General features: G+C 42.1%; 14 protein-coding genes. 8 read left to right on the plus strand and 6 right to left on the minus strand.

Going from position 1 to position 23981, the window contains the following annotated elements:
• Window positions 1-367: 367 nt before the first annotated feature.
• The 5 genes from ACFS6H_RS04880 (at window position 368) to ACFS6H_RS04900 (ending at window position 11466) form a co-directional block, all read left to right on the plus strand.
• Window positions 368-1768, plus strand: a complete 1401-nt coding sequence (locus ACFS6H_RS04880) for a hypothetical protein (RefSeq protein WP_386095826.1) — start codon at window positions 368-370, stop codon at window positions 1766-1768.
• A gap of 68 nt (window positions 1769-1836) precedes the next feature.
• On the plus strand, window positions 1837-5400 hold the full coding sequence (locus ACFS6H_RS04885; RefSeq protein ID WP_386095828.1) for a DUF5977 domain-containing protein: 3564 nt from the start codon (window positions 1837-1839) through the stop codon (window positions 5398-5400).
• A 101-nt stretch (window positions 5401-5501) separates the two neighbouring features.
• On the plus strand, window positions 5502-9836 hold the full coding sequence (locus ACFS6H_RS04890) for a DUF6443 domain-containing protein (RefSeq protein ID WP_386095830.1): 4335 nt from the start codon (window positions 5502-5504) through the stop codon (window positions 9834-9836).
• Window positions 9837-10361 carry a hypothetical protein gene (locus ACFS6H_RS04895; RefSeq protein ID WP_386095832.1) on the plus strand — a complete coding sequence of 175 codons (525 nt, stop codon included), beginning with the start codon at window positions 9837-9839 and terminating at the stop codon, window positions 10359-10361. It abuts the gene before it with no gap.
• 268 nt (window positions 10362-10629) lie between these two features.
• On the plus strand, window positions 10630-11466 hold the full coding sequence (locus ACFS6H_RS04900) for a mechanosensitive ion channel family protein (RefSeq protein WP_386095834.1): 837 nt from the start codon (window positions 10630-10632) through the stop codon (window positions 11464-11466).
• Window positions 11467-11526: 60 nt separating this feature from the next.
• Here the strand turns inward: ACFS6H_RS04900 and ACFS6H_RS04905 are convergent, their stop codons facing one another.
• Entirely contained in the window at window positions 11527-13488 is a 1962-nt protein-coding gene (locus ACFS6H_RS04905; protein ID WP_386095836.1) for an ATP-binding protein, read from the minus strand.
• A 172-nt stretch (window positions 13489-13660) separates the two neighbouring features.
• Between ACFS6H_RS04905 and ACFS6H_RS04910 the strand changes: the two genes are divergently transcribed.
• Window positions 13661-14512: a hypothetical protein gene (locus ACFS6H_RS04910; protein WP_386095838.1), complete on the plus strand. Its 852-nt coding sequence runs from the start codon at window positions 13661-13663 to the stop codon at window positions 14510-14512.
• A gap of 62 nt (window positions 14513-14574) precedes the next feature.
• Here ACFS6H_RS04910 and galE read toward each other — a convergent pair whose 3' ends face one another.
• The 5 genes from galE to ACFS6H_RS04935 all read right to left on the minus strand — a co-directional run bounded on the left by galE (window position 14575) and on the right by ACFS6H_RS04935 (window position 20051).
• The gene (gene galE, locus ACFS6H_RS04915) at window positions 14575-15633 is read right to left on the minus strand and encodes a UDP-glucose 4-epimerase GalE (RefSeq protein ID WP_386095840.1); all 1059 of its coding nucleotides are present in this window, start codon (window positions 15631-15633) and stop codon (window positions 14575-14577) included.
• A gap of 357 nt (window positions 15634-15990) precedes the next feature.
• Complete coding sequence (locus tag ACFS6H_RS04920) at window positions 15991-17196, minus strand: inorganic phosphate transporter (RefSeq protein ID WP_386095842.1); 1206 nt, start codon at window positions 17194-17196, stop codon at window positions 15991-15993.
• Window positions 17197-17204: 8 nt separating this feature from the next.
• Window positions 17205-17852: a DUF47 domain-containing protein gene (locus ACFS6H_RS04925; protein ID WP_386095844.1), complete on the minus strand. Its 648-nt coding sequence runs from the start codon at window positions 17850-17852 to the stop codon at window positions 17205-17207.
• Window positions 17853-18148: 296 nt separating this feature from the next.
• Window positions 18149-18736 carry a transposase gene (locus ACFS6H_RS04930; RefSeq protein WP_386095846.1) on the minus strand — a complete coding sequence of 196 codons (588 nt, stop codon included), beginning with the start codon at window positions 18734-18736 and terminating at the stop codon, window positions 18149-18151.
• 190 nt (window positions 18737-18926) lie between these two features.
• On the minus strand, window positions 18927-20051 hold the full coding sequence (locus tag ACFS6H_RS04935; RefSeq protein ID WP_386095848.1) for a mandelate racemase/muconate lactonizing enzyme family protein: 1125 nt from the start codon (window positions 20049-20051) through the stop codon (window positions 18927-18929).
• Between the two features lie 445 nt (window positions 20052-20496).
• On the opposite strand from ACFS6H_RS04935, the gene mrdA reads away from it, so the two are divergent.
• On the plus strand, window positions 20497-22602 hold the full coding sequence (gene mrdA, locus ACFS6H_RS04940) for a penicillin-binding protein 2 (RefSeq protein ID WP_386095850.1): 2106 nt from the start codon (window positions 20497-20499) through the stop codon (window positions 22600-22602).
• Window positions 22599-23939 (plus strand): rod shape-determining protein RodA, encoded by a 1341-nt coding sequence (gene rodA / locus ACFS6H_RS04945; RefSeq protein ID WP_386095852.1) that lies wholly within the window; start codon window positions 22599-22601, stop codon window positions 23937-23939. Before mrdA ends, rodA begins: the two co-directional genes overlap by 4 nt.
• The last annotated feature ends 42 nt before the right edge of the window (window positions 23940-23981 follow it).

Below are 23981 nucleotides of genomic sequence, written 5' to 3' on the forward strand. Positions count from 1 at the left end.
TCTTTCAATGAGAAAAGCAACAGATGATTCTGTTGTTTTTCTCATTTTTTATTTGGAGTAGTGTTGCAACTTACACCGGGTTATTACATAAGCATTGCAGGATATTGAATTTGATAAATGTCAAATTTATTTCTGCTGTTTTAGTATTTATTATATAACGTTATAGTATTATCGCTAAGAATGTCTTCGTAATTGACTAAAATATTTTATGTAACAATTCTTTCACAATTTTTATTAATGAACTATTGCTATCTTCACAGCGAAGCCACCAGAACTGTGTATTATAGACCAATATTAACACAACCACCACTTGAACCGAACTATTAAATACCTGCTTATATATGTATGTTCATGCCTATGTTGTTTTATGCAACTGCATGCGCAGGGTGTATCCTCCCCGGATAGCAGTACAGCCTTGGTTTCTGGTAAATACCTTTCCTCGATCAATAAAACAGCGGGCAAATTAGAATCTAGCCTGGATAAGAAAACAGATAAGTTATTGCGTAAGCTGCAACAACAGGAAAACCGTATTTACAAAAAACTACAAAAGACGGATAGCCTGAAAGCCAAACAGTTTTTAGAACAAAACCAGGCCCAGTACAAAAAACTGGAACAGGGTATTCAGAAACTAACAAAAAAAGGCAATACCTATATCCCTTCTTTAGATACACTGACCAGCAGCTTAAAATTTTTACAGGACAATCCTGAACTCCTCAAACTAAAGGACAATGCAGGACAACTGACCGGTGCTTTGGATAAAGTGCAGGGCCTGCAGCAACAATTCAATAAAGCCGAACTGGTCAAGAAATTTTTAAAGGAAAAAAAACAGACCCTTGGCAACCAGTTACAGAACTTAGGGTTACTGAAAGAACTCAAACAACTGAATAAACAGGTATACTATTACCAGGCCCAGGTAAACGAGTATAAAGAGATACTGAAGGATCACAAAAAGATAGAAAGAAAAGCTATCGAACTATTAAGCCAGACCAAACTGTTCAAAGACTTTATGCAGAAGAACAGCCAACTGGCGTCCCTGTTCAGGCTACCGGGCAATAACCCCACCGACCCTGCTGCACTCAATGCCTCCCTGGCCGGACTGCAGACAAGAGCCCAGGTAAACAACTTATTACAACAACAACTATCGGCTCCCGGAGCGATGGACCAGTTCCGCAGTAATATGCAGGATGCCCAGTCGCAGATAAACAGCCTGAGAAACCGTATCGGCAACCAGGTGGGCAATACCGGTGGCTCGGACATTGACATGCCGGAAGGCTTTAAACCCAACAGTCAAAAAACAAAAACCTTTAAGGACAGGATAGAGTACAATACGGACTTCCAGAGCCAGCGAAGCAATGGTTATTTCCCAACAACAAGCGATATCGGCTTATCAGCCGGTTACAAGATCAATGACAAGAGTGTGATTGGTATAGGAGCCAGTTATAAGATAGGCTGGGGCCAGAACATCCAAAACATCAGAATCACCCACCAGGGTATTGGCCTGAGAAGTTTTGTGGATTGGAAGATCAAGGGTGGCTTTTGGTTAACGGGTGGTTATGAACAGAACTACCGCAATGAGTTCAACAATATCGCCGCACTAAAAGACCTCAGCGCCTGGCAACAGAGCGGCCTGATCGGCCTAAGCAAACAAATCAACCTTAAATCAAAAATATTCAAAAAGACCTCCGTGAAATTATTATGGGATTTTCTGAGTTACCAGCAGGTACCCAGGACACAACCCATATTGTTCAGGGTGGGGTATGGATTATAACCAAAGAAAATATTGTAAACGCGCATAACATATATACTTATTTAATAGAAACATAATTGTTATTTAGAATGAAAAAACAGCTTTTTAAGTTTTCTTTATTAGGAATTACACTAATTACCGGCATGGTTTCTATAGCACAAACGCTGCCTCATAGTTTTACCCAAATATTACCCAAGTCTCCGGATGTAAACTCAATAAGTAAATATGGGGATATTCCTGTGGGCCTTTTTACAGGCTCGGCTCAATACAGTTACCCACTATATACAATTGGTGTTGGTTCTTTTTCTCATAACATCAGCTTGAATTATGTAACAAATGGAGTGAAGGTAGATGACGTGGCAAGTGCAATAGGTGTGGATTGGTCAATCAGTAGTGGAGGCGCTGTCTCAAGAACAATAAGGGGACTGGCAGATAACTTTTATACACAGATTAGAGCAACTACACATAATTGGCTAAGTGCATCTTTTTGGAGTTTTTTAAGAAATACTGCTGCTCCTGCTGATGCTCAACCTGATATTTTTACTTATAACGCAGGCGGTATAAGCGGCAGTTTTATTTACGAGAACGGACAGGTTAAGGAGCTTAAACTTTCTGGAAACAAGATTATTGTTGGAACAAATTTTTCAAGTTTTACCATCATAGATACAAAAGGCAATGAATATTTATTCGGCGATAACCAAGCAAAAAGTTGGTCCAATGGATGGGAACAAGATGAAGATAAAAACGGACCGTATAATAAAGCGTTAACAGGCTGGTTTCTCAGTAGAATAATTACAAATGTAAATGATACTATAAAGTTTAATTATGTAAATGGTAATGATATACAGTATTATTCAGGCGTATCACACTCTTTTTTTCCCTTTTACTACTCAAATCGAGATGTATTTTCATATCAAATATTAGATGATGATTATACTATTCCAATTGGGAGAATATACAGCACTTCACCATCAGCGCCAACATTTAATCAACATATTATTAATTATTATTTAAATGCTATAGAAGAACCTGTGCTATCCACAATTGAATTTAAAACGGGTACAATTCAATTTAGTTACTCAGCAAGGGAAGACTTACCTGGTGGAAAGAAGCTAGACACCGTAAAAGTTTTTAATAAAAACAATGTAGAAATAAAAAAGTATGCGCTTGAGCATATCTATTCTGTAAGCAATAATCCAGCATTAGGGTCTCCTACCCAATATAATTCGACAACAAATATTCAAACTCAATATTCATATTTAAATAAAAGGTTATTTCTTACCGGAGTTAAACAAATTGACACCGCAGGGATTGTAGAGCCAACACTTTTTGAATATGAAACAATAAATGATTTGCCACCACGATTAAGTTTTTCTCAGGATTTATTTGGATACTTCAATGGAAAACAAAACAGAATGTTTTTTCCTAATGATACCTACCTAGATGATTGGTATGGTGGTTCCAGACGTTATGGAGGAGATAGACGGTCGGATTTTGCATTTTCCAAAAAAGGAGTTTTGAAAAAAATTTCCTATCCTACCGGGGGCTTTACTGTATTGAATTACGAATCAAATATTGTTAAACAATACCAGCAGGATACTATACAAATGGAAAGAAAGTATACAGTTAACAATACTTTTCGTAATGATATATGGATTTCTGACACTTTAAGAGGTTTAAGCGCACTAGACATTTCAATATTATGTAGATTCCATGATCCTAACACTTTACCTGGAGGCAAAGATGACGAAGGTGTGTATATTGATTTGATTAGACTTTCAACGAATGAGAAAATAATTAATTATAATTTTATAGAAGTCAACAACGATAAGATTTATCAACTACCTCTTTATTATGAAGACATTTCACCTCGTATTTACCCCAGTGAAGAGTATATAATAAAAGTTAAGTCAAACACAACGGGCGTTTCATTTACTATTGACTTAAAAGGCGTTTCTTTAGGTCCCTTAGAAGGAAAAGACCGACAGACTGCGGGAGTAAGGATAGCATCAGTAGAAAACTTTAGTGAGGTTGGTAAGAAAGTCGGCACGAAGAGATATAGGTATCAACGGCTTGAGAATCCCCTCCTGTCTAGTAGTGATATTTTAATGATGAACCCCCAAACATACTATGTAGATATATTCAGGGCTGATATTTCGGGTGGTAGATACGTTACTCCTAAATTATTAAGTAGTAGCTTGTTTGACTTATATCAAAGTGAGTTCAGAGGAGTAGTATATTCAGATGTAACAGAGCTTTTTGATAGCGCAGGAACTTTGGGCGGTACAGAACATAAGTTCATTGTACAATTAAAACAACCAGCCATTGCACTTAATAATGGCAATGACTTTCCTTTGTTTTTTGAGTGGTGGCATACTCCTATTTTAATACCAGGAGTGCCCAGTAGTAATACTGATTATCTCAATGGAAAAAACTCTTATACGGGCGTTTTCAAAATAGAGAACGGGGTAAAAAAGTATATACAAAAAAAGTTTAATTACTACAGTGTTGATAGCAGAACCTTTTCAGTTGATACATTTTATGTTGCCAGACAACAGCATCCTCTAACACTCTTCGATCAACCCTATTGGGCTATTTATGATGTAAATCGTTATATGATCAACCATTTTTTAACATTGTTAGACAGCGTCAGAGTTGTAAACTATGCAGGAGTTGACTCTTTAAGTGAAACAGTGAAATATAAATATAATAATTTAACAAACTTTCTTCAAACAGAAACAGAAAGAAGAAGCTCTAATGGGAAAACGATAAAAAACTTTATTCGTTACCCTGCTGATATGATAAGTGCCAGTCTGGATCCTAATGGTATTTATGCTAACATGGTTAATAAAAATATGGTAGATCCGGTTATTGAGCAATATAGAAATATTAATGAATTAACCACAGAAAAAGTGCGGACAACATATGCAGGGTTTCCATCGAACCTGTACTTACCAGAGCAGGTTTCTGTTTTTAATAATATCACATCTGGTATGGATACACGAATATGGTATAACAAATATGATAAATCAGGTAATCTTTTGTCTGGTATAAATGAAAAGGGCCTTTTAGTTTCATATATATGGAGTTATAATGGCAGTTATCCAGTGGCTGAAATAAAAAATATGAGTTATGAAAGTATAGTCACCATATTGGGCCAAACAAATTTGGATGTTTTCCGGGAGGCGAACAATCCTGATGTAAAAGTGTTTTTGACACCGTTGTTATCTGCACTACCAGCTAATGCTGATATCGTTTATTATAAATACGAGCCTTTGGTTGGGATTACAAGTAGCACAGATTTAAGAGGTCGGACAACTTATTATGATTATGACTCCTTTAAAAGACTTAGCATTGTAAGAGATGACGAAGGGCATATTATCAGAAAGGTTTGCTATAATTATTGGGGGCAGGCTACTGATTGTGGCCCGGCGTCTTCCGGAGGCTACTATTTGAGTGCTGAAAAATCTCAACGATTTACTAAAAATAATTGTGGTTCGGGTTATGAAGGTACAAGGGTATGGTATATCGTTCCTGCAAATAAATACATGTCTACTATTAGCCAGGCTGATGCAGATTTGCAGGCTCAAAATGATTTGTTGGCGAATGGTCAGAATTATGCAAATCTTATGGGGACCTGTGAGGATAAATAATCCTGAATGTCTTTTTAGTTTATAAAATTGGTTATACAAAATAACGTCTGAATTATTTAGACAAAAGACAAATTTAATTTTTAAAAATGCAACCGTTGCTTATGCGTTTCAAAATTGGCGTACAATTATTATTTCTATGTTTGGTGCTAGTTTTTTGTCAGCAAACCTTAATAGGTCAATCGCCCCGTTCTTTACCGGCTAATTATAGTAATACAGCCCCGATCAACTATGTCCGTACCTGGGACGCGGTAAAACCTACGACGAATGCGGCGGACCTGACGACAGCTACCCCTGTTACTGCGGCTAAGATGACCACGCAATACCTGGATGGCTTGGGCAGACCTATCCAGACTGTAGTAAAACAAGGGTCTTTGATTACCGGCGGCAGCCCTGTGGATATGATCGACATGACGGTATACGATGAGTTTGGCCGCGAGGTGAACAAGTATTTACCTTCACCAGCTAACAGCGCGGGCGGTAACCTCGATATTAGTAGTGGCTTATTTAAACTAAATCCTTTTCAGCAACAGCAAAACTTTTATACAGCCTATCTGGGAGGCCAGCCTGGAGAAGTAAGCAGTGGTAAAAACTGGGCTTACAGTAAAACCAACTTCGAAGCTTCACCCTTAAACAGGCCCTTGGAAGGCTATGTCCCTGGTGTAAGCTGGGTAGGCTCGGAGAGCACGACAAAAAAATCGGTAAAAACCAACTACTGGATCAATACGGCTACAGACGGGGTAAGGATCTGGACGGTAACCGATGGTAGCACAGGCAGTTTTGGCACTTATGCCACCATCACAACCTACCCAGCCGGGGAACTATACAAAACCGCTACCGAGGACGAACACGGTAAACAGGTGATTGAATTTAAGGACAAAAGCGGGCTGGTTATTTTAAAGAAGGTACAACTTACAGCGCTCAAGGACGATGGAACAACCGGTAAAAACCACGATGGTTGGCTAAGCACCTACTATATCTATGATGACCTGAACCGGTTAAGAGCGGTTATCCAACCGGAGGGTGTAAAAATGCTCAGTGACGCAAGCTGGGCACTGACGACCACCTTACTGGATGAACAGGCCTTCCGATATGAATACGACCACCGCAGCAGGCTGATCATGAAGAAGGTACCCGGCGCCGGTGAAGTGTATATGGTGTATGATCAAAGAGACCGGCTGATCATGACCCAGGATGCCAATATGCGCACGGGAACGGTAAGATGGCTGGTCACCAAATACGACGCGCTGAACCGTCCGATAGAAACGGGCATATTAAACAGCAGCACCGCCTTCACCAGCCATATAACTGCCGCAGCCGCAGCTACCCCCGGCACTTACCCTGCTACCACTAGTGGTTATGAACTACTGAGCGAAACGGGTTATGATACTTACACCGGTATTCCATCAGGACTATCCTCCACCTTCCTCACTACCTGGAACAGCCACTTACTGGCTGCCAGTAGCAGTTATCCTTATACCCAAACACCCCAGCAAAGTAATGCGACCAAGGGCATGGTTACCTGGAGCCGGACCAAGGTACTGGGTACCGCGAGCCAATACCTGGGCACGGTGATGCTCTATGATGATAAAGGAAGAGTGATTCAGACACAGACCCAGAATATCACAGGTGGCATAGATGTGATCACCACCCAGTACAGCTGGGCAGGCCTTCCCCTGCTCACGATCCATAAACAGGAAAAGGCGAACAGCCCGGCACAAACAACGGTATCGGTTACCAAAATGAGCTACGATGACCTGGGCAGATTAGTAGCAACGGACAAGAAATTACAAAACACCCTGGTGAACAGTAATGCGATGAGCGCTTACAAAACGATCGCCAAGCTGGAATATGATGCTCTAGGAAAATTAAAGACTAAGATCCTGTCTCCGGACTACGATGGCGGTGACGGTTTAGAGACTTTGGCCTATGACTACAATATCCGTGGCTGGTTACTGGGTGTGAACCGTGATTACCTGAAAGCCATACCCACAACAGAGAGGCGTTTTGGTTTTGAACTGGGTTATGACAAACAGGGCAACGAAGCCGGGGAGAACTATGCCAGGAGCCAGTTCAATGGTAATATTACCGGCATGACCTGGAAAAGCATGGGTGATGGGATAAGAAGGATGTATGACTTTGACTATGATGCAGCGAACCGTTTACTGAAAGGAGACTTCAAACAGCAAAACCCCGGCGGTTCTACCTGGGACAATACCCTGGTGAACTACAATATAAAGATGGGCGATGGCAGCCAGGCTAACGTAAACGATGCCTATGATTACAACGGCAATATCAAAAGAATGCAGCAATGGGGTCTGAAGATTGGCGGCAGTGAACAGATAGACGACCTCGCCTATACCTACTCCGCTAATACTAACAAACTCTTAAAAGTAATAGATGGTGTTACCACGGACAACAAGCTGGGCGACTTCAAAGATGGCAGTAATGGCACGGGCGATGACTACAGTTATGACCTGAACGGCAACCTGACCACGGACAATAACAAAGCCATCAGCAGCATCGTTTACAACCACTTAAACCTGCCCCAAACGATCACGGTAACGGGTAAGGGTACGATCACCTATACTTATGATGCAGCGGGCAACAAACTACAAAAAACCACAACAGAGGCAGGTGCAACTATAGACGGCTTTACAACCAATATCACTACGACGACGACCTATATCGGTGGCACAGTATACGAAAGCAAAGCCTATAGCCATGCTTCCTTAAGTGCCAAGAACCAGCCGGACAAGTTGCAGTTCATTGGTATGGAGGAAGGAAGGATCCGGATAAGGGAAACGGACAACACGTTCCAGTATGACTATATGCTGAAGGATCACTTGGGTAATGTAAGAATGGTACTGACGGATGAACTGAAAACCTACACTTATATAGCAGCTACTTTAGAACCGGCGACGATCACAGAGGAAGAGAAATACTATAACAACCTGACCAGTAGCCAATACAATAAACCGGGATGGTTCTCAGACCCCCTGTATAGTACCAATACCAAGGTAGCCCAGGTAAAAAACACGGCAGGCATCCAGAAGATAGGCCCGAGTATTCTGCTGAAGGTAATGGCTGGTGACAGTTACAATATAAGAGCCGCCAGTGGCTGGAACAGCGCCTCGGCAGCGACCAACAGTACTCCTAATGTACTGACGGACCTGTTTAATGCGTTAACGACAGGACTGGCGGGAGTAAGTGGCGGCAAGGCCACGAGTACCCAACTGGCTAATAGCAGCAGTGGCCTAAACAGCGGCCTGACCAGTTTTTTAAGTGGTCAGCCAGCAAATGGCACCGACCCCAAGGCTTATTTAAACTGGATAGTGTTTGATGAGCAGTTTAAGATAGTAAGTGCGGCCAGCGGTTCGGAGCAGGTAGGAGCGAGCGGTACCACCACCATCCACACTAAAACGGGTTTAACAATACCGAAGAACGGATATTTGTATATTTATACGAGCAATGAGGCTACGAATATCGATGTGTTCTTTGACAACCTGCAGGTGACGCATACAAGAGGTCCAATCTTGGAGGAAACACATTATTATCCGTTTGGGTTAGTGCAACAAGGAATTAGTAGCAAGGCTCTAACCGGCAATGCGGAGAATAAATACAAGTTCAATGGTAAGGAATTGCAATCAAAGGAGTTCAGCGATGGAAACGGCTTAGACTGGACGGATTTTGGAAATCGTATGTACGACAATCAAATTAGTAGGTGGCACACTGTTGATATTCTTGCTGAAAAGTACGTTTCGTTTTCTGCCTATCACTTTGCTGCGAATAATCCTATAAGATACAAGGAAGTAGATGGACGCTATTTTGTAGATAGTAAAGGAAATAGAGTAAGTGTATCTCAAAATAAATCAGGTCAAATTATTTTAGGAAAAAATGCCTCGGCAGATTTGAAGGAATTAGTAAACAGTGTAAACACATCTGGTAGTAAAACTGCTATTACACAAATTATGAAGGCAGGTAAGAATAGTACTAAGATTCATGTTAAAATAGAAACTGAAGTTCATGATAAACCTGGACAATTGGGAGATGGTTTACTTGGTCTACATCAAGCTCATGACGAGAAAGGTAAGGCGTTAAAATGGGATAGTAACAAAGGTGATTTTGACGGCAAACCTGCATATGTCCAAGGCGAAGAAGGGGTATATAAGGAAGCTACAATAACTATATTCAAAGGTAATATAGAAGAGTCTGGGGGAAATGGAGCCGTTTACGGATGGGATATCACACTAAGTCAGGAGATGGCTAATACATTCCAACATGAAGCGAACCACGATACGGATAAAGAGTTTATTAAAGACTTAAAAGATAAAAGAGAAGGTAAGCCGAATAAAGGAATAGACCCTCATGATAATATACATGAACAAGAACAAAAAGTTTATGAAGAGATGCATAAAAAAAATAAGAAAAAAAACTAAATGAGAAAATTAATTTATATAATAAACCTTGATATAAAAAAAACTGTTTTTAGCATAGTATTTTTAATATATAGTATTAGTGCGTATTCTCAAGGTACTTGGGATATTAATTATATATCTATAAAGGCATTAAATGCTTCATTTATTGGCAAAGAAATCAGAATAGACTTCAAAGCATCTAATAATGATACTTTGAGTGGGGAAATAAAAACATTAGGTATAAGAAGATTGCTTTCTAAAAAAGACAGTGTTAGTTTAAATGTTAATAATAAATCCGTAGAGTTTATCGAACATTGGAAACTTCATGTTGATCACGGTGTTTTAGCAGACCAATACTTGGAAAGTGTAACCAATGAAGTAAAGGAAAAAATATTCATAAAAGAAATGTTCTTAGAGTCAATCAATGACGATTCTCTGATTGTGCAAGCAATGGTCTGTATGTCCAATAGTAAAAGTGAAGTTAAGGAGAGAATAGTGATTAGTAAATCTGTTATAAAGGGGTTGTTAGTAAGTAAAGCTAATTAAATGGAAAGATTAGATAGGTAAGATAAAGTACCTGTTAATTCCGGCTATCTCTGGTATTAAAAGCTTAAAGCTTCGTAATATTATTCCATCGCCTTTGGCGATAAACGATTCTCTGTCTCTGGCCTTTCTTTCAACGATTAACCAGGTTAATACAGCCTGCTTTACCGACCAAATTACCCCCTTAACGTCCAAATATTCCTCATCCGGCGAATAGCTACACACCACATAAAACCTTGTTTTACTTTTAATACCACCAAAAACAAGTCTTATGTTCTTTCTGCAGATTGATACGGTAACTAACCAGGCATCCTACTTTGCTACACAGGTAAAGGAAATGGCCATACAATATGCGCCTAAGGTAGTGGGTGCTATATTAGTTTACCTGATAGGCTCCTGGGCCATTAAAAAGCTGACGCAGCTTTTGAACAAGATGTTCATTAAAAAGAATTATGATCCTTCCCTACGCAGTTTCCTGGCTTCGCTGGTGAGCATTGCTTTGAATATCATGCTCCTGCTTTCTGTGTTTGAAATGATCGGCGTAAAAATCACCGCTTTTGCGGCTTTATTAGCGGGTGCAGGTTTAGCTATAGGAGCAGCCTTAAATGGTTCCCTGGGCAATTTTGCTGGAGGGGTAATGATGCTGATCTTCAAGCCCTTTAAAGTGGGCGATATGATTGAAGCACAGGGACAAATAGGAGTAGTTACCCAGCAGGGTATTTTTAATACCACGGTTTTAACGGCCGATAATAAAACGGTGATATTACCGAATGGACCTTTGTCAACCGGTACTATTGTAAACTACACTACCCATGGCAGCCTGCGGGTTGATCTTACCATGGCCATTGCCCCCAATATGGAAATTGAAAAAGCCAGGCAGGTAGCCATTGAAGCCATGAAACAACACCCCAAAGTTTTAAATGCGCCTACACCCGAAGTAAGTGTACTGAAAGTAGCCGATGGTATGGTAACCCTGGCTGTTCGCCCCTTTACTACACAACCTGATTACTGGGATGTATACTTTGGTGTACAGGAGCTGGTTAAAAATGCCTGGGATGCCAATGGTATTGAAGGGCCTACACCACATAGGGTAATTATTCAGAAATAATAAGTTCTTCGGATCAGAAAGTAAAAAAGCAGTACGGATAGTACTGCTTTTTTTATAAAACTATACCGGCACTTCAATAAACACCGAAGTCCCTTTACCAGGCTCAGACTGTATATCCAGCTTACCATTTAAAAAAGTGACCCGGTTTTGTATATTGCTCCAGCCAATACCGGGAGATTGCTGTAAGCTTACGGCATTAAAACCTTTGCCATCATCTTCTACAGTAATGTTTAATACATTTTCCACCTTACTTAATTGCACAATAGCCGTTTGAGCCGTGGCGTGTTTAATGGTATTGTTCAGCAGTTCCTGTACAATACGGTAAACGGTAATAGCCGTTGTTTGGTTAATATGCAGGGACTCAACATCAATAGATTGATAGTTGACCTTTAACACACCGGTTTGGGTAATATGCAGACAAAAATCTTTCAGGGCCGTATCCAGTCCAAACTTCACCAGGGCCTCCGGCATCATATTATGCGCCACACGCCGCATCTCTTTAATAGAGCTGTCCAGCATATCAATACTACGCTCAAAAGCCTGGGCATTATCGGGTGTCATTACCAGGTTACCCTTTACCGTGCTTAAGGAAAACTTAATGCCGCTAAGCATGCCGCCCAGCCCATCATGCAGATCTTTTGCCAAACGGGTGCGTTCCTGCTCTTCGCCTTTTAACACGGCTTCCGTGGCCATTAATTGTTGCTGGGTTTCCAATTCGGCTATACGCTGCTGCTGCAGTTTTTGCCGGTTGGTATAGTTTAAATAACCTAACAGGCCTATGATCAGTACAGCAACGGCAGCACCACCAAATAAATAATTCAGTATGTTTTTTTGTTTAATATCAGCTTGTTGTGCCTTGATCTGGCTATCCTTTTTTTCCGCTTCATATTTTTGTTCCAGCTCCAGGCCGTTTTTAGCTATCTCTTCATTTAAGGCCGCTGTGCGGATAGAGTCAGATTTGTTTTTAGCATTTATCGCGGCCAGAAAGTTACCATCACGGGCTTCTATAAAGGACAACAATTGATAACCATCCTGTAAGAGGGCACGCAGGCTATCCTTTTTGCCAAGGGCCAAACTGCTGTCAATATACAGCCTGGCCTGCCGGTTATTACCGTTGTAAAAATTGGCTTCGCTTACATTGTACAAAGCCGTGGCGGTTGACTGGCTGCTTTGCAGGGTAGGTACCAGTTGCAGCGATTTTTCGGCAATAGGCAGCATTTCTTTAAACCGTCCCAGTTGGGCATAGAGGTTGGCCAGATAGGAATAAATAGCCGCTTCAGCATATTTATCGTTAATACGGGCCGATGTTTCAATAGCTCTTTTATAAAAGAAGATAGCGCTGTCGCCATTCCCTTCATTCTGGTAATTCTGGGCAAGCGATGCATATGCCCGGTTGATATAATCGTTACGAAGCTTTAATTTCTCATACAAATAAATGGAGTAGAGTATTGCTTCTTTCGATTTCTGCTCCTGACCTAGGTAGGAATATACATTGGACAGGTTATGATATAAACCCGAAAGCTTGGCCGAGTCTTTAGCGGCTATTATCCTGTCTCTTACCATCAGGGCATAATGGAGCTGGGCATTAAAATCCCGCTCAAAACCTTTAATGATGCTCATGTTATTCAACATGGCAATAACATAACTGCTGTCGCCTAATTGCCTGGCCAATGACAGGCCTTTTAAACACTCCTCCGTTGCTTTGGCATAATCGCTCATGGTATAGGAAACAACGGTTTTTCTTTCGTAATACAGGTACTCACCACGCAGGTAGTGCAGCCTCTCCGAAATTTTTTTTAAAGTGTTTAAATGATAGAGTGCCGAATCCTGGTTACCCATCTCATAAAACATGGCCAGGAAATAATGGGCTTTGGCTGTTGCCGTATCGTCTTTACCGTTGGCAATAGCGAGCCGGAGGCTGTCAATATTCTTACCTGCCTGGGCATAAGCCATAAAAGAGATGCAGCTGGCTATTATCAATAGTAGCAGGAATTTGCCGTACCGGGAAGATAAAGGAGTCATAAAACAAATATGTAAGGTTTAATGTACAAACAAAATCCCCTTTTTGCGGGATTTTTCTAAAGCTACAAACAAAATCCCCTTTTTACAGGATTGGCCGGCGCCTGTTTTACCGGCAATTTTATATCAGCACCTTTTACGGGAAGTAATGGTACTTTATTATAAACGATACAATATGAAAAAGAAAACAGGAATGCTGTTCAGCATCATCATGGTTTTAGTTATCAGTGCTTTTACACTGACCGATAGTATCATCAAACAACTGGGTATCTCGCACCAGTCCGCTCAGCAACATATACTCAATAATATTATCGGCGATTTCCGGCACGAACCGGTAGATATAAGCATTGCAGAAGATGGCAGCGGCCCGGCTTCATTGGGTGAACAGTTAAAGGCCTTCCGGGTGCCCAGGATAAACCAGCTGGCAGCAATTATACAAAACGATAAAGCAGGGGCAGCAAAAGAGTTGTGCAACTATGTAAAACAATATGTGAACAGCGAAGAGTTCATCTCGGCTTATACCAAAGCCAGGGAGTCGGCTAAACCAACCAATGAACCCTACCGCATGGATGCCGCAGGCATAGCAGGGCTTAAAAAAAGCCTGAAAGAGATGGAAGACGGGCTTGCAAAAATGAAAGCGGCAAAAATGCCAGCCGGCGCTGTACAGCAAATGGAAGATGGTATTGCTGCACAAAAGAAGATGATCGCCGCTCAGAATGACCCTACACCCAATAAAACCAAATGGAATAAAATGTACCCCCAAAACCCGGCCGATGCTGTAAAAGCCAGGTTACAGGAATACCTTGCCATAGCCGCCACGGTTGATTTTACTGCCGTTACCACCGGCTCCGGAAAAAACAAAGTATTTGTGAACCCCGCGTATGAAAAAAAGAGCCTGCAATGGAAAGCTGTTTACCGTGCCGGCAAAGAGGTGAATACAGTGGTAACCGCTTTTATTAACCAATGGCTGAAAGAAGGTATAATGAAGGGTGATAAACAAAAAATGGCCGATCTGTATAAAGAGTAATGAATAAGCTACATAATAAAGCAGGCCATAGAGCCTGCTTTACAAAAGGGTATAGTGTATTTTTAATTTAACTCCTTCAGCTGGGCGCCAAAAATATTCTCCTCGGCCTTCAGACGTTGTTCCCATTTCCAGGCGCTGTCCATCATGGCATCCAGGTCATACTGTAATGTCCATTCCAGCTCGGTGGTGGCCAGGTTATTATTGGCATAAATAGCTACCACATCACCGGCACGGCGGGGACCAATTTCATAATTCAGTGCCACACCACTAACTTTTTCAAAAGCTTTAATGGCTTCCAGCACGCTTACTCCATTACCGGTACCCAGGTTAAACACATCACATTTACGCAGGTTTTTACCTTCACGTACATAGTTTATCGCTAATGTATGCGCATGGGCAATATCACATACATGAATAAAATCGCGGATACAGGAGCCGTCACGCGTATCATAGTCTGCACCATGTACCGTAAGCTTGGGTATTTTACCAATGGCAGTTTGGGTAATGGCAGGTACCAGGTTTTGCGGGCGGCCAATAGGCAGCTCACCTATCTGTATGGAAGGATGCGCCCCTACGGGGTTAAAATAACGCAGCAGGATGCATTGTGTATTGTTCTTGCTTTTGGCAAACTCGCTGATGATCTGCTCGCCCATCTGTTTGGTATAACCATAAGGCGACTCCGCCGGCTTGGGCGGCGTTTGCTCCGTAACCGGTATTACATCCGGCGAACCGTATACGGTACAGGATGAGGAAAAAACAAAATAAGGGATATTAAAATCCTGCACACATTTCAGCAGGTTAATTAAGGAGGTAAGGTTGTTTTCAAAATACATCAACGGCTTCTCTACCGACTCACCCACGGCTTTATAGGCAGCAAAATGAATAATGCCTTCAATATCAGTATTCTCCTGGAAAATGGCATAGGTATCATCAAAATCGCAAAGGTCAACTTTGTAATTTTTAACCGGTTTCCCTAAAATTTTTTCAACACCAAGCATAATCCCGGGATTGGAACGGGAATTATTATCTACCGAAATTACTTCGTACCCGTTCTGTATTAAGTCCACTACGGTATGCGAACCAATATAACCGCAACCGCCTGTTACAAGTATTTTAGCCATAGTTTTAAAAGTAGGAACAAAAGTGCGCTTTTTTTGGCAAATACTTGCTGCTTAATGGGACGAAAGGCGCTGTATTTACCGTTTTTTTACCTGGCTGGTATACACAAACGATACACCTGGCCGACACAGGTGCAGATAAGTTTTTTGTTACCAGCTGCATTACAACTATCAGCTGCGGTTGTGTCACTCACTTCAGCGTCCGGTAAGGCTATTGGGCAATATGCATTTAATAACAGACAATGCCCCAGTGACCATAAATAACAATAATAAGGAGCTTATACCTGTAATAAAAATGGTGAATAGTACATTAAATTCACTATTCACCACTCACTATAAAATAATTGCTTAATTACGACATTAACGGAACAGGTGCACCAGGTTATATACGGCCAGTGCAATTAAAGCACTTACAGGAATGGTCAGTATCCAGGCCCAAACCAGGTTGATGGTTACACCCCAGCGTACTGCCGATAAACGTTTGGTAGCGCCCACACCCATGATAGAACCGGTGATGGTATGCGTGGTGCTTACCGGTATTTTTAAGGCCTCGGTAATAAACAGGGTCAATGCACCGGCTGTTTCGGCAGCAACACCTTCAAACGGTGTTACCTTGGTAATACGGGTACCCATGGTTTTTACAATCTTCCATCCGCCGCTCATGGTACCCAGGGCAATGGCACTGTAACAGGCCAGCGGGATCCATCCTAACATATGATCCAGGTGATAGGTTTGCGGATCGTAAACGATCAGGGCCGCCATAATAACACCCATTACTTTCTGGGCATCGTTACCACCGTGGCCGATACTGAATATAGCAGAAGAAACCAGTTGTAATTTTTTAAACCATACTGTAGCCCTGTGTGCATTTAAACTGCTCAGGAATAGGGAGAAACTGGCCATGATCAGCATGATCAGCGATAATAATATCCATTTAAAATTCTCACCATGGAAAATCACTTTAGCTACATATCCATCATAATGTGATTTTAGTTTGGCGGGATCGGTTTCCATTGCCATAGCTAAAAATACCAGGGTGCCAATGATGATTAAGGAAGAAAATATTTTTGGTCCCCAGCCTTTGCGGAAGGAGTAAATAAACCAAACGGAGATGATAAAAGCCATGATCATACCCACCAGCGGCGCCAGGAAAATAAACAGGGCAATTTGTATAACCGGGGCTGAGTTAATAGCATCAAAGCTGCCGGTATGGGCAACGGCTGCACCTACCAGGCCGCCAATTAATGTATGGGATGAGGAGGAAGGGATACCACGCCACCAGGTGAACAGGTTCCAGATAATGGCGGCAACCAGCCCGGAAAAGATCACTTCCAGGGTAATAAAATCAGTTTTTACCGTCTTGGCAATGGTGTTGGCTACACCATGATCTTTAAAAATAAAGAATGCCACAAAGTTGAACATAGCTGCCCAAAGTACTGCCTGGAATGGTGTTAAAACCTTGGTAGATACTACTGTGGCAATAGAGTTAGCCGCATCGTGAAAGCCATTGATATAGTCAAATATTAATGCCAGCGCAATAATGGCAATCAGAAAATTATAATCCATATAATGAGTTAAGCGTACTTAATAATTATACTTTCAATCACGTTACTGGCATCCTCACATTTATCGGTAACCATTTCCATTACCTGGTAAATCTCTCTTTTCTTAATTACCTCTTTGGCATCAGGTTCGGTAGCAAACAGTCGCTCAATGCTCATGTCAAATACATCATCGGCCTGGTTCTCAATACTGTTTATCTTAACCAGGGCTTCGGTAATATTGCGCATGTTTTTCATGTCGCGCAGTTCTTTCACCGCTGTGCGGATATGGAAAGCGCCTTGCTCAATCAGCTCGGCAAACTTTTGCATGCCCATATCGTTGGGGTTAACGCGGTAAAAGTTTATTTTTTTGGCCGAGGCATAAATATAGTCGGCAATATCATCCAGTGAAGTGGCCAGGTAGTGAATATCTTCCCGGTCAAAAGGTGTAATAAAATTGCGGCCTAACTCGGTAAAAATGCTGTGGGTGAGCTCGTCGTTCGCATGTTCCAGGTCCTCAATTTGTTTGATGTAATAGGCACGTTTGTCAAAATCAATTTCGGCAACTACATCTTTTAAAACAGTACCCATTTTAGCGCAGTTTTCTGCTACCTGTTCAAATAGCTCGAAAAACACCCTGTTTTTGGGCATAAAAATTTTTAAAAACGAATTAAGCGACATGCTACTGGTTTTAATTGTGTGCGAAATTAGTTGGTTGCTATTGGCGGCAGGTTAATGTTAACAGAATTAATAATTCCTTAATATTGAAAAAGACAGTTGTTTGTATTGTACAGTTTTGATTATTAGTATTTTATGCGTTATCAACTGCCACGGTCAATCGTTAAATTGTTATTAAACTTACGGTTTAAAGGGCAAAAAATAAAAATTAAGATTGAAAAATAAGGGCATGGTTCGGGTAGGGGCGTAATGCAAGGGGTTCAGGTAGAGACGTCATGCATGACGTCTCTACCTGAACCCTACCCGAAAAAAACATCATTGGCCCATTTTGCGGGGTTGTTATGAATATATTCGGTTATATTGACAAATTCCTGGTAACTGCGGATAATATGTTCATGATAATTGGCCTGCCACCCGAAAATGATATTGTTTTTTCGGGCATAACAGGTTACCGCCGATTTATATCCCCTGATGACGGAAGCCAGGTTCTTTTTTTGCGGGCCGAAACTATTGCCTGCGGCCGGAGGTGTTTCATGGTTATAGATATTATTGCCAATAATTAAAATTGCATGAAAATGATTGGGCATAACGATAAAAGCACCCAGTTCTATATGCATATCGGGCCGGATTTGTGGCGTTTTTAGCCATTCTTCGGTGGCCACCTGTCCTATAGGTGTTGGTTGTAAACAGGCTTTCGCGATAGAAATATTATTGTTGGTCGTAGTTTCTTTTGATCTGTCCGGTTCAGGAGGAGGGGTAATGATACGTCCAAAATAGGATACCCGGTTTTGACAACAGATGGTTATAAAATACATGCCGGGATTGGCATAATTCCAGTTTTTTAACCGTACGGAGGATATCCGGTACCGGTTTTGATATTTATCCATAGGTGGGGAAGGTTGGTGTTATAATAAAATTAACCAAATTGGTGGATATAACCCGAGGGAGAATACGTAGAGACGCCATGCTGGCGTCTCCATAAAAACAGGGATACCATAGGTATCCCTGTTTGATTTACAATAACCGGTAATAAAAAGGCCCCGGCCTTTTTATTACCGAGACGCCAGCATGGCGTCTCTACGAGATAATAACAATATTTTCCATTTTTTGTAACCATTCCTCGCCAATGGTGGCGCCCAGGCCGGGTGTTTCGGTAATGGTGATCAACCCGTTGGGGGCATATTGTATGCCGTCGGTTACGGGATCCTGTTTAAACATGAGGGCCGTATCAAAATCAAAATGTACAATTTGCGGGCTGCTCAGGGCAAAATGAACAAAGGCCGTCATGGCCAGGCGCGATTCCATAAAGGCACCTACCTGCAGGTGCAGATCGGCGGCAGTGGCCATATCAACAATTTTGAGGGCTTTAAAAATGCCACCCGATTTACCCAGTTTAATATTCAGGTAATCACAGGCCTGCAGGTTGATGAGGCGTTCGGCATCGTGCTCATCGCCACAACTTTCATCGCTCATTATTTTAATGGGACTTTGTTTGCGTACCTGCGGCAATTGCATAAAGGCCCAGCGGGCAATAGGTTCCTCGCAATGTTGTATACCGTAAGGGGCCAGTGCATTTAGCGTTTTAATGGCTTCCTCCACACCCCAGCCCTGGTTGGCATCAATACGCAGGGGAATTTCGTTGCCTACCGCTTCGCGGATGGCTTTTATGCGCATTACATCCAAAGCGCCATTGCTGCCCAGTTTTATTTTAATGGCGGGATAGCCCTGTTCCTTGATCTTAAGGGCATCGGCCGCCATTTTTTCAGGGGTGCTGATGCTCACTGTATAATCGGTATACACTATTTTTTTATTGTCGCCGCCTAAGAACCGGTATAAAGGAACCCCGGCATTTTGGGCGGCAATATCATACAGTGCCATGTCAAAGGCACTTTTAATGCTGGTATTACCATAAATAAGGCGGTCCATGGCCACAATATTATCTTCAATATCCAGTGCATTTTTGCCCACCAGCAGTTTACCCAGGTAACGGCCCACTTCCATACAGGTGCCGGCACTTTCGCCATTAATGCTCATAAAAGGGCTGCACTCGCCAAAGCCAGTAATGCCTTCCGCTGTTTTAATAACTACAATTACATTTTCGGCGTTGGGAATAGGACCCAGGGAAATAATAAAGGGTTCTTTTAAAGGAATGAATAATTTGTATAGGGAAACGGAACTGATAGTGATGTGAGCAAACGACATGCAATGAGTTTATGGTAAGTAAAAGTATAAAGTTAAAATAAAAACTGTTTCTATTTACAGTTGATAATGGATAAGAAGAATTGGCAATTGACAAGTGGCAATCAGCAGTAGTGCAGAAAGCGGGTGATAAGGATAGCGTGATTGTATTGAAAACAGGCAGTATGATACGTGTATTTAAAAAGCTGGTTTGAAACGCTGCTGTTGACGGGCTGCCCGATGGAAGCGGCACCACGCTGAAGGTTTGTGCGCGGGTTGGTGGCGGAGTACAGCGGACAGCGGGAACAGAAGCCGGGTAGTATTACTGCAGTTGACAGCCCCGGAATTGTTAGGGTAAAAAATTATAAAAAAATTGGTAATAAACATTTGGAAAGCCCCTTTGGTAATTCGTACTTTGTATAACTAATTAATTACTTCACTGGTATTATTTTTTCCCGCTGTATAATTTATGTCCGTATTTAACCAATCACGCAGTCGTATAATAAAGCTTATTTTTTTATTGGTGTTTGTGATCATTATCGGGCAATTGGTAAACCTGCAATTGTTATCGGGGAAATATGGTCCTATGGCCATGGATAATGCCGTTTACCCCAAAATAATTTACCCCGAACGGGGCATTATTTATGACCGTAAAGGGAAAGCGGTTTTAAACAATGCCATTATGTACGATTTAATGGTAACCCCTGCCGAAATTAAAGGTATGGATACCACGGCATTTTGTAACCTGATGGAGATTGATACTGCGGAGTTTAAAAAAAGGATCGTGGACGCGATCATTAAAAATACAAGGGTAAGACCTTCCACCTTTCAATCACTATTAACGCCACAGATGCAGGCCCGCTTTGAAGAGAACAGCTGGCGTTTTCCCGGCTTTGCCATGATTGAAAGACCGGTGCGGGTATACCCTTATAATGTAGGAGCGCATTTACTGGGTTATGTAAGTGAGGTATCGGCCAAGGATATTGAGCGGTCGGAAAGGTTTTACCGCATGGGGGATTATATTGGTAAGAACGGGTTGGAATCCTCTTACGAAAAGGTATTGATGGGCCAGCGTGGTGTGCAGTATATGATAAAGGATAACCGTAACCGCCTGGTGGGTAAATATGAGAACGGGGAGTTTGATACGGCGGCCGTTGCCGGCCGCGGGTTACGTACTTACCTAGATGTAGAACTGCAGGAAATGGCCGAAAAAATGCTGAGCGGCAAAGTAGGCGCTGTAGTGGCTATAGAGCCTAAAACCGGGGGTATCCTGGCCATGGCATCGGGCCCAACCTTTAACCCCAACGATTTAACGGGTTATGATATGCAAAAAAACTATGCCCGCCTGGCCCTGGATGTTGCCCAGCCTTTATTGAACCGTGCGGTGCAGGGCCGGTATGAACCGGGTAGTACGTTTAAACCCCTGGGTGGGCTGGTGGCATTGGAGGAAGGCGTGATAACACCTTCATTTGGTTATCCCTGCGGAGGACGTTACCTGGCCTGCGGCACGGGTAAACCTGGCTGTACACATGCCGGCGGAGGCCATGCTGCCAACTTACGGTTAGCCACGGCAAATTCCTGTAACTCCTATTTTACCCATATTTACCGGATGGTGGTGGACCAGAAAAGATATGGGAATGTAAAAAACGGTTACATGAAATGGAAGGAGTATATGAACGCATTTGGCCTGGGAGTAAGGCTGGGGGTGGATGTGCCTTCCGAAAACTCCGGGTTTATTCCCGATACATCGGTGTATAACAAGGAGAACAGGGGTTACTGGACCTCCTGTACCAACCTTACCCTGGGTATAGGACAGGATAAGATGGGCGCCACACCCTTACAACTGGCCAACGCCATGTGCATTATTGCGAACAAAGGCTATTATTATACCCCGCATTTTGTAAAAAGTATTGACGATGAAACGCCTGCCGACTCTATATACCTGGCTAAGTACCGCACCAAACATGAAGTACTGACCCATATTCCCGATACCATGTACCAGGCCATTATTAATGGTATGGAAGATGTGACCATTTATGGTACGGCAACCCGTAACCGTATACCGGGTATAAGGGTGAGTGCAAAAACAGGTACTGCGGAGAACTATACTTTTTTAGATGGCCGTAGAATTAAACTGGAGAATAATGCAATGTTCGTGTGTTTTGCCCCTGCCGATAATCCGAAAATCGCTATTGCGGTAGTGATGCAAAATGCCGGTTATGGTGGTACATGGAGTGGACCCATTGCCAAAGTACTGACGGAAAAATACCTGAACGATACTTTATCAAAAGCTACCAAGGCAGAGTACGAGAACTTTATTAAGGTAAACCGTATGCCTAAACATTTTGCCCGCCTGCAATACCGTGAGGATTCCATCAGGGCCCGCTGGTTCTTTGATAAAACAAAGGATAGTACCTATATCAGGAAATATTTGCGCCGTGGTGAAGCGGCCCCGGCTGAAAAGAAAGAAGAAAAACAGCCAAAATCAACAATAAAAACGGCTATTACTTTTATGTTAGAGCCAAAACACCAATTTTACCGTAACCCGTCAACACCAGCACCAGTAACTGTATGAGTCAGCGTAACCCCGGCATATCAAAAGGCATAGATTGGTCAGTAGTGGGTATTTATATACTGATAGTAACCATTGGGTTAATGGCCATATTCGGGGCTACCTATAAAGAGGGGGACCCGGTTATACAGAGCTTTTTAAACTTTAATACCGATTACAGCAAACAGTTCATCTTTTTTGGTGTATCGCTGTTACTGGGCTTGTTTGTACTGTTAACCGACAGTAAGTTTTTCCCGGCCACGGCCAATATATTTTATGCGGTAGGTATTTTTATGATGTTGCTGGTATTTCCTTTCCACTCCAATATTAAGGGTACCGAATCAATTATTAAACTGGGGCCTTTAAACTTTCAGCCTGCGGAGTTTTGTAAAATAACCGTGGCGCTGGCACTGGCAAAATATTTATCAAGGCCGGAAACGGATTTTACACAAACCCGCTCGCAGTTAATAGCTGCCGGTATTACCTTGTTCCCGGCAATTTTGTCCATCTTACAAAAAGAAACAGGCCTGGCCCTGGTGTTCTTTGCTTTTTTCCTGGTGATGTTCAGGGAGGGGTTGCCTGCCAGTATACTGGTAATTGGTTTTAGTCTGGCAGCACTGGTGGTAATGACCCTGTTGCTGGATAAGGATATACTGGCCTTAATATTAATAGGCATTGCGCTTATGGTTATTTTTCTCCTGCGCAGGCAAGTAAAACGGGATCGCGGCTTATTGGTTAAAATTGTTCTTATTACATTGGTCTGCGTGGGCATACAGTTTTTGGCCGTACCATTTTTATTTCAAAAAGTATTAGGTAAACACCAGGTAGAACGTATTTACAGTACCATTGGTAAAGAAATACCCGAAGAATATATACAGGGTGAAGTGGTGATTAATGAAAAAAGCGGGAAACAGGAGAATACTGCGGATTATAATGTAAAACAATCAAAAATTGCCATAGGCAGTGGTGGTTTTACCGGTAAGGGTTTATTAAAAGGTACCCAGACGCGGTACGGTTTTGTGCCGGAGCAAAGAACCGATTTTATTTTTGATACCATTGGTGAAGGCTTTGGCTTTGTGGGCAGCTTTGTCCTGCTGGGCTTATACCTGCTTTTATTATTCCGCATTGTTACCATTGCCGAAAGGCAAAGAAGTGTATTCAGCCGGTGTTATGCCTATGGTGTGGCCTCGGTTATATTTTTTCACGTGGCTATTAATATTTCCATGACCATTGGGCTGGCCCCTGTAATTGGTATTCCGTTACCACTGATCAGTTATGGCGGCGCCTCCCTGCTGACTTTCTCTTTGCTGATAGCAATTTTACTGAGGTTAGATGCTGACAGACAAATGGTGCTGAGATAACCCCAACACCATCCGTTTTTGTTTAACTAGTCAGCTAACAAG

Origin of the sequence: Terrimonas rubra (assembly GCF_042686025.1) — a bacterium.
In the GTDB taxonomy this organism is placed as follows: Bacteria; Bacteroidota; Bacteroidia; order Chitinophagales; family Chitinophagaceae; genus Terrimonas; species Terrimonas rubra.